Below are 14250 nucleotides of genomic sequence, written 5' to 3'. Positions count from 1 at the left end.
ACGGCGATCTTCGATCAGAGCAACGATCAGGACCGCGGCCGGTGGAGTCCCGTTCCACCAGAGAGGCGATCAGGGTTGCTCGCGCGGCTGCTGCGGAATCACCGGACGGGCCACCGGTACTGGCTGTGCAGCGGCGCGCTGGCGCTTGGCGCGCTCGGTGGCTTCGGCCAGGACTTCGGGCGTCAGCAGCGCCGAATCCGGACGCGACGTTGACTCGATACGTGCGGCAGCGAATGCCAGCACCGCACAGAACATGCTGCCGAATCCGACCAGGAGGCCAATGGCGAGCAGTCCCGGTGTGGAAGCCGCATAGCAAAAAATAAACGCCAACACTGAAACAACCAACCAGACGAAACGCATGGCTTACCTCCGCCCTGGCACCCAGGCCGACGACACGCCGGCATCATAGCGCAGGCTTCCGGCGCCAGGCGCGGCATGCACGACCGCTTGTCCGGTCCACCGCGACACCCCGGACTGATACCGCTCGGCGCGTGGCCCCACGTGCCGTCGCAGCCATTGCGACGCCGCAGTAGCATGGTGGCGCGCCGCGCCCGATCGCACCGTCCCTGTGCCCGTCATGCCTGATCCCACCGTGCCACCGATCCGCATCAAGGGCCGTGGCAGCAGCAGTCGTCCCGAGGGGCGCTTCGAAACCACCCGGCGCGAGGCGGAAGACGACGGCTGGTACCGCGACGGCGAACCCGCGTCGCCGCCGGCCACCGTAGTGACCGAGGAACGCGCGCGCCACGTGATCACGCGGAACCAGTCGCCGGACGTCCCGTTCACCGCCTCGCTCAACGCCTACCGCGGCTGCGAGCACGGGTGCGCCTACTGCTACGCGCGGCCGTCCCACGCCTACCTCAACCTGTCGCCGGGGCTGGATTTCGAAACCCGCCTGTTCGCCAAGACCAATGCCGCCGACGTGCTGCGCGTGGAGCTGGCCAGGAAGAATTACCGCTGCACGCCGATCAACCTGGGGGCCAACACCGATCCCTACCAGCCGATCGAGCGACGCTACCGCATCACGCGTGCAGTGCTCGAGGTGCTGCTGGCGCATCGCCATCCCTGCACCATCATCACCAAGAACGCGCTGGTCGAGCGCGATATCGACCTGCTCGCGCCGATGGCTGCGCAACGCCTGGTACATGTGTTCATTTCCGTCACCTCGCTCGACAATCGCCTGTCGAGCCGGCTGGAGCCGCGCGCCAGCGCGCCGCACAGGCGGCTGGGGGCAATCGCCACACTCAACGCCGCGGGCGTTCCCTGCAGTGTCCTGGTAGCGCCGATCATTCCGGCGCTGACCGATCACGACATCGAGGGCATCCTCGAGCGGGCCGCGCAGGCCGGTGCGCCAACGGCCGGCTACACGCTGCTTCGCCTTCCCTATGAGCTCAAGCAGCTCTTCGAGGAATGGCTGGCGACGCACCAGCCGGACCGGGCGGCACACGTGCTGGGTATCCTCCGCCAGATCCGCGGCGGTGAGCTCAACGAGCCGCGTTTTGGATTCCGCATGCGCGGCGAAGGCACGTTTGCGGAACTGATCCGCCAGCGGTTCTACCTGGCGTGCCGGCGCTACGGAATCGGCGCGCGCGCCGTCGGTGATCTGGACACCACCGCCTTCTCACCGCCGCGGCCGCCATCGGCACAGGGGGAGCTCTTCTGACGTGTTGGGGCTGTATCGCCCCTGGGAGGGCTCGGTTATTGTTGAGCGTCGCCAGTTGCCAGGATCGAGGGCCGCAATGTCACACCCGTCGTACGTCCCGTGGTCCGACTATCGCTCCTATCCCGAGGACGAAATGCTGCGCCGGGCGGAAGAATTTGCCGCCGAAGCCGCACGGCGTCGCACGATGCGTGATTTCTCACCGCGTCCTGTTCCGCAGGAGATCATCGCGCAGTGTCTTCGCGCCGCGGTTTCGGCGCCGAGCGGCGCCAACCAGCAACCCTGGCGATTTGTCGCGGTTTCCGATCCGGCGCTCAAGCGCCAGATCCGCGATGCCGCCGAAGCCGAGGAACGCGAGTTCTACGGCCATCGTGCCCCGGACGAATGGAAACGCGCGCTGGAGCCCCTGGCCACCAACGCCGAAAAACCCTTCCTGGAAACGGCGCCCTGGTTGATCGCCGTCTTCTACGAGCGGTTCGGATTCGACGAATGCGGCAACAAGGCCAAGCGCTACTACCCGCTGGAGTCCGTCGGCATCGCCTGCGGTCTACTCATCGCCGCGTTGCATCACGCGGGGCTCGCAACGTTGACGCATACGCCCAGCCCGATGGGCTTCTTGAATGAACTGCTGGACCGGCCCAGGAACGAGATGCCATACCTGCTGATGGTGGTGGGCTATCCGGAGGACGATTGCCGGGTGCCGCCGATCGAGCGGTTGGGGTTTGAGAAAGTGGTGACGTTCAGGTAGGCCTGGGGGTGCCAGGCGGGCGCTATTGATTCTGTAACGTCGATAGGTAGGCGGTTCTCGAAGAGCAAGAGCGTTTCGCCTGTCCCGCGGCCAGTCGGCTTACGTTTCTTTACGTGTATAAAGAAGAGCGGAAGAAAGTACACCCCAGGCTGGTCGGCTTTCGGCCATCCGTTGGCCGAAAACTGCGCAATCGCGTTCCGGGGTTTGACGAAAGGGCATCCTGGCCCTGCATCAAACTTGCGCACATCCGTGTGCGTGACCGCCTTCGGCGGCTGGTCCTCCACGGGATTGCCGACCCGCATGGGGCGCCGGCAAGAGCGGCGCGCATCCTGCGCGCAGAGGCAACTGCAGGCGCGCAACGGGGCTGGGCTGCGACGGTCTTACCGCGCTGGCGGTGCGCCGTACAAGACTTCAGCGCGATTGAACAGGATCCAGCTGGTCGCGATGTATTTGTCGCCGCCTTTGGGGCGGTTGCCGCGGTGGGTGTGGGTGAAGGCGGTGGGCGCGATCAGCAGCGAGCCGGTGGTGGGCTTGATCTTGCGTTCCTGGTAGAGGAACTCGGTCTCGCCCTCTTCGAATGCGTCGTTGAGGTAGATCGTCCACAATACCACGCGGTGCAGTGTTTCGCCGTTGTCGGCCTTGGGATACAGCTCGCAATGCCAATAGGGATAGCCGCCCTGGTCGGAATTGTATTTCTGGATATTGATACTTCCGGGGCGGAAGATCTTCATCACGATCGCGCCCAGTGTGCGGTCGTCCATCGCGGCAATGGCGGCGGCGTCGATGGATACGAGCTGGCCGGTTGCCGGGTCCGGCATCTTCAGCTGCAGCGGCGCGAGCGCGGCGTGCGCGTACTTGCGCAGGTAGCTCTTGAAGCCCGTCAGTACCGTCTGGTTGAGGCGCTGATTGACGTCGTTCCACTCGGGCCGCTCGCTGATGCGGATATCCCAGCTGTCCTTCATCTCCAGGTTGAGGCCGCTGCCGGTTTCGCCGCGCTGGGCCTGGCCGCTGGATTCGAAGCGCTGGATAAGCGTCCGGCAGATCGCCGGATCCAGCACCTTGTCGTACACCTCGATGAAATCCGGATGCATGGGCGTTCCTGGCGGTGACCTCAGGCCTTGCGGTCGTGGTTGCGGTGGAACTCGGTGACGTAGGCCACTTCGTTGCGCGAGCCCAGGAATACCGGCACCCGCTGGTGCAGCGCGGTCGGGCCGACTTCCATGATGCGGTCACGCCCGGTGGTGGCGGCGCCGCCGGCCTGTTCGACGATGAACGCCATCGGATTGGCCTCGTACATGAGGCGCAACTTGCCCGGTTTGCCGGCATCCTTCTTGTCCCAGGGATAAATGAAGATACCGCCGCGGGTCAGGATACGGTGCACGTCGGCCACCATCGAGGCGACCCAGCGCATGTTGAAATCCTTGCCACGCGGACCGGTCTTGCCGGCCAGGAGCTCTTCCACATAGCCCTGCATCGGCGCTTCCCAGTGGCGCTGGTTCGACATGTTGATCGCAAATTCCCGGGTGTCAGGGGGAATCTGCACATTGCGGCGCGTCAGCGTGAAGCTGCCCAGCTCGCGGTCGAGGGTAAAGACGTGCGTGCCGTGGCCCAGGGTCAGCACGAGCAGGGTGCTCGGACCATAGACCGTATAGCCTGCCGCGACCTGCATCGTTCCGGGTTGCAGGAAATGCTCGGCGCTGGGATTGGTCACGCCATCCGGGCATTTGAGCACCGAGAAAATCGTGCCGACCGAGATGTTCACGTCGATGTTCGACGAACCGTCCAGCGGATCGAACAGCAAGAGGAAATTGCCCTTCGGATACGCATCCGGAATGGGATGCGGATCGTCCATCTCTTCCGATGCGCAACCGGCCAGGTGGCCGCCCCAGGCGTTGGCTTCCAGGAGAATTTCGTTGGACAGCACGTCGAGCTTCTTCTGCGCCTCGCCCTGCACGTTGCCGGTGCCCGCATCACCCAGAACGCCACCCAGGTCGCCCTTGCCCACGGCGATGGAGATCGACTTGCAGGCGCGCGCCACCACCTCGATCAGCAGGCGCAGGTCGGCGTTCAGGTGCTGGTGGGCGCGCTGTTCTTCGATCAGAAAACGCGTCAGGGAGATCGGGGACGTTTCGGACATGGCGGCTCGGCGACGAAAGGCGAATTCGCCATTGTCCCGCTCGTCCCCGCGCGCGTCTATGGCGGGGGCTGCTCCGTCCGATGGCGGTGGCGGGTTACCATCACAGGAAGCAGGTACCTCGGCAGAATCCCCATGCAGAACCGCTCCATCCGCTACGCCGGTTGCATTCCGGCGCTCTTCGCGATTTTCCTGACTGCCTGTTCGCCGCCGGCGACCCGGCGGGAACCCGCACCGGCCGACGCGCCGGTACCGCCCTATACCGTCGAGCATGTCCGGCGTGATCTGGCGGTGCCGGCTGGCGTCGTGCGGATCCGCATCGACAATCCGCACGGCAGCGTGACGATCAAGCCGGTGGAGAAACCGGTGCTGGGCGTCTATGAAACGATTCAGCGGATCGGCGAGAAACCCGAAGAACCCCAGATCCACCTGGCGGTCGAGGGTGACGAGGCAGTCCTGAGGGTGGCGTATGCCTCCGACCGAAACGGCGGCGCGGATCGGCTGGTCAAGGGATTCCGCAAAGGCCGTGTGGACCTGGGCGTCTTCGTGCCGGCAGGGCCGGAGCTGCACGTGACCACGACCTACGGCGACGTCCAGGTGCGCCGGGTCAACAACGAGCTGGTCGCCCGCACGCGCGAGGGCAGCCTCGTGGCGGCCGGTGCCGGCTCCATGGATGTGCAAACCGATAGCGGCCAACTCAGCCTTTTCCCGGTTACGGCCAAATGGCAACGGCCGCTGCGCGGCGCAACCCGCACCGGCAACATTGTGATGGAAGTGCCGGTGCGTGGTGATATCGATCTGGTAGCCCGCACCAGGGGCCGCTTCACCGGTCCGGTGTCGCTGGAAATGCGCCAGGCGCCGGATGGCCGCACCGAAGGGCATTTCAAGGCCGGTCGTGGTTCCCAGCACATCCAGTTGGACAGTCAGAGCGGTGATATCCACCTGGCTCCGTACGACTACACCCCCGAAGTTAGACCACTCGTCGCCAAGACTGGGCCCAATCCGCCTAAAAGCGGACCATAACTCGTTCCAAAAGCCCCTGACTGTGGTATGAACGCCAATCCACCGCGTCGGCCAGGCCCATGCGGTGGTTCGCCGTCGTCTCCGGCGGCCAGTCAGGGGAAATCAGTAGCGCCGCCATCCGGATGGTGGCGTCGTAAGTTTGCGCGACTGCAAGGACTGTGGGACGCGGATCGAACGTGGGCGGGGTCGTCTAGTGAAAGTCGCAAGAACGATGATGTGGGTGGCGTTGGCCGGTGTATTCGCCGGTGCGCAGGCAGCCGATGCACCGTATAAGCCGGTCGAATCGGTCAACAGCCAGGGAATCAAGGAGCGCCGCGGCGCGCAATTGCTGGGCGTGTCAACGCCCGAAACCTTTACCGTGAACATGGCCGAATTGCCGACTGTCCGTGAATGGCAGCCGGGCGATTCGCTGGTCGAGATTCCACGCCGGCATTGGGAAGAGGTGTCCAATGTCATCCCCGAGCCGGTCAATCCGGTCTCTTCCGCCGATCCGCTGGTGCCGCTGCAGTTCGAGCAGGCGCTGCGCGGAAGCGGCGGCTTCACCACGCCGATCATCAACATCGACGGCAGCACTTCGCAGGCGTCGCCGCCGGATCCCTCGGGCGACGTGGGCACGCGTCATTTCGTGCAGGCCGTCAATGCGGCCGGCGGTTCGCAGGTGCGTATCTACCGCAAGTCTGACGGCAGCCTGGTCAACAGCATCACCATGACCTCGCTCGGCGGTACGGGCGCCTGCGCCAGCGGCCTGGGTGATCCGATCGTCCTGTTCGACCAGCTGGCCAACCGCTGGGTGCTGACCGAATTCTCCACCCAGGCCGGCCGTTCGCTGTGCGTGTATGTGAGCAGCACCGACGACCTGGAAGCGCCCAGCGTCACCTGGCATCGCTACACCTTCACGATGCCTGCGTTCCCGGACTACCCGAAGTACGGCGTGTGGCCCGACGCCTACTACGTGGGTGCGAACGAAGGCGGCACCTCCGGCCAGCGTCCGTTCTACGTGATGGATCGCGCCAAGATGCTGGCCGGCGAGCCGGCAACGTTCCAGCGCGTGACGGTCCCGAACCTGAGCGGCTTCGGCTTCCAGATGACCACGCCGGCGGATCACGACGGCATCGACGCTCCGCCCGCCGGCGCGCCGGGTATCTTCCTGCGTCATCGCGACGACGAGTCGCACAACGCCGGTTCGAACAACCCGAACCAGGACTTCCTGGAACTGTGGCACCTCAAGCCGGATTTCACGACGCCGGCCAATACGGTTCTGACCGGCCCGGTCTCGATTCCGGTCGCCGAGTTCAGCTCCAACCTCAACGGCCTGACGGCGTTCGAAGCCTTCCCGCAGCCGAGCGGTCAGCTGCTCGATCCGCTGCGCGAGCCGATCATGAATCGCCTGGCCTACCGCAATTTCGGTACGCACGAGAGTCTGGTCGGCAACCTGGTGACCGACATCGACGGCAACGACACGGGCGGCATCCGCTGGTTCGAGCTGCGCCGCACGGGCGGTATCAACCAGCCCTGGACGCTGTACCAGGAAGGCACCTACGCCGGTAACGCGCAGCCGCAGGACGGTACCGATCGCTGGATGGCCGGCATTGCGCAGGACTCCTCGGGCAACATCGCCATGGCCTACAGCGCGGTGCGCCAGTCGCCGGCGGTGTTCCCCAGCCTGCGCTACGTCGGACGTCGCAGCGATGATCCGCTCGGCACGATGACCACGCCGGAAACCACCCTGGTGGCCGGCACCGGCAACCACTCGAACGAGCGCTGGGGCGACTACTTCCAGCTCAACGTCGATCCGGTCGACAACTGCACCTTCTGGTTCACCGGCCTGTACATGCCCACGAACAGCAAGGGCACGCGCATCAGCTCGTTCCGCTTTGACGCCTGCGGTTCGCCGACCTTCACGGTCAGCGGCAACAACCTCACCCAGGAAGTCTGCACCGCGAGCGGACCGGCGGCGCTGTCGCCGATCAGCGTGTCGGTCGGTTCGACCATGGGCTTCTCCGACCCGGTCGCGATGAGCTTTGCCAACACCCTGCCGCCTGGTTTCAGCGGTGACTTCACACCGGCGACGGTGACGCCGCCGGGCACCAGCACGCTGGCAATGTCGGTGGCGCAGAGCGCGGCTGCGGGTGCCTATACGATCGGCGTGAACGGCACGTCGGGTGCGACCACCCGCTTCCTCAACGCCAGCGTCGCCGTCTCGACCCAGTCGCCCACCGTGCCGACCCTGACGGTGCCGGCAAACAACGCGACCAACGTTGCGGTGTCGCCGGTCCTGACCTGGACGGCCAGCACGCAGGCCAAGTCCTACATCGTCGAAGTGTCGACGGACCCGAACTTCAGCACGATCGTGGCGACCCAGAACGTGACCGGCGGTACCAGCGTCACGGTCAACGGCCTGGCCGGCAGCACGCAGTACTACTGGCGTGTGCGCAGCCAGAACATCTGTGGCACCAGCACCAACTCCGAGGTCTTCAGCTTCCGCACGCTGACCTTGCCGGGTGACTGCGCCGTCGGTCAGACGACCAACGCGGTGTTCACCGAGAACGTGGAAGGTGCGACGACGGGCTGGACCACCAGCGCGGCGACCGGCACGGCCAACTGGAGCGTCAGCACGGCACGTCCGTTCGGTGGCACGAAGTCCTGGCTGGCTGTCGACGAGGAAGACACCACGGACCAGCTGCTGACCTCGCCGGCGATCACGCTGCCGACCGGCCAGAGCCCGCTGACCCTGAGCTTCCAGAGCGACCTGAATCTCGAACCGCGCTCGTCCGGCGGTTGCTGGGACGGCGGCTACCTGGAGATCTCCACCAACGACGGCAGCACCTGGACCCAGGTGCCGAACACCGCCATGCTGACCGACCCGTACACGGGTGCGGCCAACGACGGTCCGGCCTCGGGCAAGCAGGTGTGGTGCGGTACGCGTCCGTACAAGAAGGCCGTGGTTGATCTCAACAGCTACGCCGGCCAGACGGTGCGCCTGCGCTTCCGCACCTCGACCGACGGTTCGGTCGGCTTCACGCCGCACGGCTGGTACGTGGACGACATCCGCGTGCAGTCCTGCTCGTCGCAGAACGACGGCATCTTCGCCAACGGTTTCGAACCGTAATTCCGTCGTGAATTGAACGCGACGGCAACGGCGTACCGGGCGGATTCCTCCGCGAATCCCCCGGTGCGCCGCTTGCCGCCGCGTCACGCCGCCGGCATCCTGCGCACCCTGTGCGCCATGGTCTTTCCGGATGAGCGACAAGCCTTCCCGCCACGCCGTCCCCTACATCCGCCAGACGGCCAAGCTTCGCGCGCTGCATTTCACCGCCGACGAGATGCAAAGCTGCATGCTGATCCGCGAGCCGGACACGCTGCAGCTGGAATACACGCGGACGATGATGGGGTTTCTCTATTTCCAGCACCGACCCGGCCACATCGGCATGGTGGGCCTGGGCGGCGGCTCGCTGGCGAAGTTCTGTCACCGGCACCTGCCGCAGTCGCGCATCACGGTGATAGAGAACAATCCCCACGTCATCGCCCTGCGCGAGCAGTTCCTGGTTCCGCCGGATGACGACCGGCTGGCGGTGCACCACGGCGATGGCGCCGATTTCGTCCACACCGCGCCGGCGTGCTTTGACGCGCTGCTGCTCGACGCCTACGACCCGACCGGTGTTCCCGCGCGCCTGAAATCGCAGGCCTTCTTCGACGCCTGCCGCGCCGCGCTCACGCCGCAGGGCACGCTGGTGGCCAATCTCAACGTTGACGACATATCCGCCCCGCTGATGCTCGCGCGCCTGCGCCAGAGCTTTGATGATGTCCTGGTCACCCTCGAAGATGCCCATCACGGCAATCGCATCGTCTTCGCCGGGCCCGCCCTGCGTACGCGCCGCAGCGGCGCCATCCGTCGCCCGGCGGGCCTGTCGCGCGAAGCCTGGGCGCAACTGGTGATCGTCTTTGCGCGGGTGCAGTCGGCAGTGACGCAGTGGCGGACGACTTCCGCGCTGGCGGACAGGGCGCAAGACTAGGTCAATCCCATCGCCCTCTGACCATGCGCCGCGCCGACCGCCTGTTCCTGATCATCCACGCCCTGCGAGGCCGCCGGACGGCACTGCCTGCGCGGGATGTGGCGGCCACCTTGGGCGTTTCACTGCGCACGATCTACCGCGACGTGGCGGACCTGCAGCGCTCGGGCGTGCCGATCGAGGGGGAGGCTGGCGTGGGGTATGTGCTGCGCAAGGGCAGCGATATCCCGCCGCTGATGTTCACTGCCGAAGAACTCGAAGCGCTGGTGGCAGGCACGCGTTTCGTCCAGGCCTTTGCGGGCCAGCGCCTGTCGCGCTCGGCCGATGCGGCGCTGTTGAAGATCCAGGCCGTGCTGCCGGAGGCGCTGCGCGAACGCAGCGAACGCTCGCGTGTGTTCGCACCGGATTTTGGCCAGCACGCATCGTTGAAGGCGCATTTTGACAGCGTGCACGCGGCCATTGTCGCGCAGCAGGTGCTGGCGATCTGCTACGCCGATGAAAGCGGCCAGGTCTCGCGGCGCGAGGTCGAGCCGCTGGCGCTGTCCTTCTGGGGCGGCGCCTGGACCTTCGGTGGCTGGTGCCGCCTGCGCCAGGGATTCCGCAGCTTCCGGCTCGACCGCATCAGTGACTGCCAGGTGCCGGGCGAAACCTTTGCCGATACGCCGGAGCGCGGCTTCAAGGCCTACTGGAAGGCGATCGGTGCCGATTGAATCGCCGGTGCGGCCTTGTGGCCGCACCGGAAAGTGCGATTACTCAACCCTGCAGAACACTGCCTTGAGGTAGCGGCTTTCCGGCACGTGGGCGAGGTAGGGGTGATCGGCGCCCGCGCCTGTCACCTTGATGATCTGTACGGTGCGATTGGCGTAGAACGCCGCGCGGCGCAGCATGTCGAGGAACTGCTCTTCGCTCACCAGGCCCGTGCAGGAACAGGTGACGAAGATGCCGCCGGGCTTGACCGCACCCAGCGCGAGCTTGTTCATGTCCAGGTACTTCTTGAGCGCCGGGATGACCTGGTCGCGGTCGCGCGTCATCTTGGCGGGGTCGAGTACGACCACGTCGAACTTGTCCGCGCGACCGGCGGCGACGTCGCGCAGCCAGTGGAAGATGTCGGCCTGGACGAAGCGCACCTTGGCCTTGTTCAGACGGGCGTTCTGCTCGGCGATCTCGAGGATCTCTTCGTCGAGGTCAACCCCGACCACTTCCGACGCGCCACCCAGGGTCTTGGCGTAGATGGCGAAGCCGCCGGAATTGCAGCACAGGTCAAGCACGCGCTTGTCGGCGCAGAACTCGGCCAGGTAACGGCGGTTGTCGCGCTGGTCGGCGAAGAATCCGGTCTTGTGCTTGGTGCCCGGCGCTGCGTGAAAGCGCACGCCGTGCTCGGTAATGACGGTTGGCTTTGGCGTGGGCGGCGTGGAGCAGTCGAAACTTTCCTGCTTCTGCACGTGCTCCTCGGCAAAGGCGTAGACCTGGCTGTCGGGGAAATGCTCAAGCAGGCAGCGGCGGATCAGGTCGCGTTGTTTGAACATGCCGGCCGAGAAGAACTCGATCACCAGCGTATCGGCGAAACGATCGACGACCAGGCCGGAAAGGCCGTCGCCTTCGGAATGGATGACGCGGTAGGCATCGGTCGTCGCATCGAGCTTGAGCACCGTGCGGCGCAGCTCGACCGCCTGGGCGATCTTGCGCTCGAAGAAGGCGGCGTCGACGGCTTCGTCGGGGTTTTCCGTCAGCACGCGCAGGGCGATGCGCGAGTGGCCGTTGTAGAAGCCGCGGCCGGCAAAAGCGCCATCGCGGTCGAAGATGTCCACGATCGTGCCCGGTTTGGGCTTGGTCGGCGGCTTCTCCACCATCTTCTGGAAGATCCAGGGGTGGTTTGAGCGGCGCTCGATCTTGAGCTGGACGGCGGGGTTGGTTTCGGCGGCGTGTTTCATCCGCCCATTGTACCCGCCGGGCCGGGCGGGTACGTCATGGGGCCCGGCGACGCCTACCGGCGCGCCTGGTTCTGGGCGATGTACTGGTCGATGCGCTTCTCGAGCACCGGCAGGGGAACCGAGCCGAGGGCCAGCAGCGTGTCGTGGAAGGTGCGCAGGTCGAAGGCCGCGCCGAGTGCCTTCTCGGCCTTGGCACGCAGCTCGCGGATCTTGATCTCGCCGAGCTTGTAGCTGAGCGCCTGACCGGGCCAGCTGATGTAGCGGTCGACCTCGGTCGTCAGTTCGTGCTCGGACAGGGCGGTGTTGTCGCGCAGCAGGGCCTGGGCCTGTTCGCGGGTCCAGCCCTTGGCGTGGATGCCGGTGTCGATCACCAGGCGGCAGGCGCGCCACATCTCGTAGGTCAGGCGGCCGAAGTGCTCGTAGGGGGTTTCGTAGATGCCCATCTCCACGCCCAGGTGCTCGGCATACAACGCCCAGCCTTCGCCATAGGCGGAAATGTAGTTGTAGCGCCGGAACGGCGGCTGCTCGCCCTGCTCCATCGCCAGCGCCCCCTGCAGGTGGTGCCCGGGGACCGACTCGTGGAGCGTCAGGGCAGGCAGAATGTAGAGCGGGCGCGAGTCGAGCTTGTAGGTGTTGACCCAGTAGAAGCCGGCGCCGCGGCCGCCTTCGGGCGCGGGGCTGTAGCGGCCGCCGGTGTAGTAGGGGGCAATCGTCTCGGGTACCGGCGCGATGCCGTAGGGCAGGCGCGGCAGCACGCTGAAATACTTGGGCAGCTCGCCGTCGATGCGCTTGGCGTAATAGCTGGCGTGCATCAGCAGCTCGCGCGGTGTCTTTGCGTAGAACTGCGGATCGGTGCGCAGGAAATGCAGGAAAGCGGCGAAGTCGCCCTCGAACTTGGCCTCGCGCATCACTTTTTCCATTTCGCTGCGGATGCGCGCGACTTCCGCAAGGCCGATCTGGTGGATCTGCTCCGGGCTCATGTCCAGCGTGGTGAAGTCGCGGATCATCAGCTGGTAGTAGGCCTTGCCGTTGGGCAGGTCATAGGCGCCGAGGGTCTTGCGGGCTTTCGGCAGATACTCTGCAGTGAAGTACTTGAGCAGCTTGGCGAAGGCCGGGCGCACCGCCGTGGCGATCGCCTTCTCGCCCTCGCGGCGCAGGCGCTCGGCATCGGCCTTGCTGATCGATGCGGGGATCTTGTTGAACGGCGCGTAGAACGGGCCCTCGGCCGGGGACTTCTGCTCGGCGATGGTGCGGATCGGCCCGTCGCGGCCCTCGAGCACCACCCGCGGCACGGTCATGCCTGACTTCACGCCTTCGCGCAGCAGCCCGATGTACTCGTCAAACAGCGGTGCGACGGCATACAGGCGCTTGATGTAGTGCTCGTAGTCGGCCACCGATGCGAACGGGTGTGACTCGGCCATCATCGGCAGGTCGGCGTAGAAGCTCGAGTCGGAGTTGATCGGCATCAGGTAGGCCTTCACCTGGACCGACTCGATGAAGTTGTCGAGCTGGGTGCGGAAGATGGCGTAGTTGGTCTGCTCCGCCTCGCTCAGCCGGGCCGGGTCGATCGCCGCCAGTTCCTTGCGGAAGGCTTCGACATCCCTCAGGCGTTCTGCCTGGTGCTTCGCGCTGACATGGCCGAGCTGGTCGTCGTAGTCGTGCACGCCAACGGCGGTGGCCATCGTCGGGTACTGCTTCAGCCGCCAGGTCCACTCGCGTTGGTACAGATCCTTGAAGGCGCGATCCGTCGCCTCGTCGGCGAGCGCCGGGGCACCAAGGGTGAAGGCCAGTACGAGGCAGAGGGAGCGCAGCGGTCGCAGTCGCATAGAAGTCTCCTGGGCAGGTTGCCAGCGTAGCGGACCCGACGAGGCCGTGGCGTGTGTGATTCGTTTGCGGTGACGCGGAAACCGGGCCGACGGATGAGCGACCTCTTGCATGCCGGCGCTACGCCCCAACCTCGCGACGATGGACACCGCCGCCGCCCCACTTCGCGACACGCCGCAGCTCAAGCGCGCGGCCTGGATCGCCTTCGGTTTTGTCGCCCTGTTGTGGCTGATCAAGTTCATCGAGCTCGGCAGCACCGGCTCGTTCAGCTGGCTTGGCGTGCGGCCACGCGAATGGGAAGGCCTGCTGGGCGTACTGACTGCGCCGCTGGTGCATGGCTCGTTCGAACACCTCTTTATGAACAGCATGCCGCTGTTCGTGCTGTTGACGCTGGCGTTGTTCCAGTACCCGCGCGGCAGCCGCCGGGCGATTCCGTGGATCTGGCTGGTCGGTGGGCTTGGGCTGTGGGTGATTGGCCGGGCTTCCTGGCACATCGGCGCCAGTGGGCTCACCCACGGCCTGATGTTCTTCCTGTTCGGCATGGGCCTGCTGCGGCGCGATCGTGGCGCCACCGTGATCGCCATGGTCGTGTTCTTCCTCTACGGCAGCATGGTGGTGACCATCCTGCCGCGGGAGGCCGGTGTCTCCTGGGAGGCGCATCTGGGCGGCGCGTTCGCTGGCATCCTGGCCGCCTTCTTCTGGCAACGGCTGGATCCGGCCGCGGCGGAGCCGAAGCCGAGCTGGGAACTGGAGGAGGAAAATGCCACCGCCCCGGACGAGACCTACGAACCGCCGCGCCCGGACCACGTACCGGTGATCTGGCACCGCACCGAGACACCGCGCGGCGTGGTGATTCACTTTCCCGTGAGGCGTCGCCGCGACGACGGTGAATCGTTGCACTAGGGCCGGCCTATACCGAA

12 protein-coding genes are annotated in these 14250 nt (G+C 65.8%); 7 read left to right on the top strand and 5 right to left on the bottom strand.

What is annotated here, in order from left to right:
* Positions 1 to 69: 69 nt before the first annotated feature.
* Positions 70 to 360, bottom strand: coding sequence for a hypothetical protein (locus tag N4264_RS01755; protein WP_261695364.1), 291 nt, complete (start codon positions 358 to 360; stop codon positions 70 to 72).
* Between the two features lie 217 nt (positions 361 to 577).
* On the opposite strand from N4264_RS01755, the gene N4264_RS01750 reads away from it, so the two are divergent.
* The gene (locus N4264_RS01750; RefSeq protein ID WP_261695363.1) at positions 578 to 1663 is read left to right on the top strand and encodes a PA0069 family radical SAM protein; all 1086 of its coding nucleotides are present in this window, start codon (positions 578 to 580) and stop codon (positions 1661 to 1663) included.
* Between the two features lie 76 nt (positions 1664 to 1739).
* Positions 1740 to 2408 carry a nitroreductase family protein gene (locus tag N4264_RS01745; RefSeq protein ID WP_261695362.1) on the top strand — a complete coding sequence of 223 codons (669 nt, stop codon included), beginning with the start codon at positions 1740 to 1742 and terminating at the stop codon, positions 2406 to 2408.
* Between the two features lie 380 nt (positions 2409 to 2788).
* Here the strand turns inward: N4264_RS01745 and N4264_RS01740 are convergent, their stop codons facing one another.
* Positions 2789 to 3499, bottom strand: a complete 711-nt coding sequence (locus N4264_RS01740) for a 2OG-Fe(II) oxygenase (RefSeq protein ID WP_261695361.1) — start codon at positions 3497 to 3499, stop codon at positions 2789 to 2791.
* A gap of 20 nt (positions 3500 to 3519) precedes the next feature.
* Positions 3520 to 4545, bottom strand: a complete 1026-nt coding sequence (locus N4264_RS01735; protein ID WP_261695360.1) for a class 1 fructose-bisphosphatase — start codon at positions 4543 to 4545, stop codon at positions 3520 to 3522.
* A 132-nt stretch (positions 4546 to 4677) separates the two neighbouring features.
* Between N4264_RS01735 and N4264_RS01730 the strand changes: the two genes are divergently transcribed.
* The 4 genes from N4264_RS01730 to N4264_RS01715 all read left to right on the top strand — a co-directional run bounded on the left by N4264_RS01730 (position 4678) and on the right by N4264_RS01715 (position 10285).
* Positions 4678 to 5565: a DUF4097 family beta strand repeat-containing protein gene (locus N4264_RS01730; protein ID WP_261695359.1), complete on the top strand. Its 888-nt coding sequence runs from the start codon at positions 4678 to 4680 to the stop codon at positions 5563 to 5565.
* Positions 5566 to 5758: 193 nt separating this feature from the next.
* Complete coding sequence (locus N4264_RS01725) at positions 5759 to 8674, top strand: immune inhibitor A domain-containing protein (RefSeq protein ID WP_261695358.1); 2916 nt, start codon at positions 5759 to 5761, stop codon at positions 8672 to 8674.
* 130 nt (positions 8675 to 8804) lie between these two features.
* Complete coding sequence (locus N4264_RS01720; RefSeq protein WP_261695357.1) at positions 8805 to 9578, top strand: fused MFS/spermidine synthase; 774 nt, start codon at positions 8805 to 8807, stop codon at positions 9576 to 9578.
* 23 nt (positions 9579 to 9601) lie between these two features.
* Positions 9602 to 10285: a helix-turn-helix transcriptional regulator gene (locus N4264_RS01715; protein WP_261695356.1), complete on the top strand. Its 684-nt coding sequence runs from the start codon at positions 9602 to 9604 to the stop codon at positions 10283 to 10285.
* Positions 10286 to 10324: 39 nt separating this feature from the next.
* Here the strand turns inward: N4264_RS01715 and N4264_RS01710 are convergent, their stop codons facing one another.
* Entirely contained in the window at positions 10325 to 11506 is a 1182-nt protein-coding gene (locus N4264_RS01710; protein ID WP_261695355.1) for a class I SAM-dependent rRNA methyltransferase, read from the bottom strand.
* Positions 11507 to 11559: 53 nt separating this feature from the next.
* Positions 11560 to 13332 (bottom strand): DUF885 domain-containing protein, encoded by a 1773-nt coding sequence (locus N4264_RS01705; protein ID WP_261695354.1) that lies wholly within the window; start codon positions 13330 to 13332, stop codon positions 11560 to 11562.
* A 109-nt stretch (positions 13333 to 13441) separates the two neighbouring features.
* Here N4264_RS01705 and N4264_RS01700 point away from each other — a divergent pair, with 109 nt between their 5' ends.
* Positions 13442 to 14233, top strand: a complete 792-nt coding sequence (locus N4264_RS01700; protein ID WP_261695353.1) for a rhomboid family intramembrane serine protease — start codon at positions 13442 to 13444, stop codon at positions 14231 to 14233.
* The last annotated feature ends 17 nt before the right edge of the window (positions 14234 to 14250 follow it).

The sequence above is a fragment of the Tahibacter amnicola genome, assembly GCF_025398735.1.
GTDB lineage: Bacteria > Pseudomonadota > Gammaproteobacteria > Xanthomonadales > Rhodanobacteraceae > Tahibacter > Tahibacter amnicola.
The sequence above is the reverse complement of the archived record's forward strand: the minus strand, read 5'-3'. Positions and strand labels throughout refer to the sequence as shown.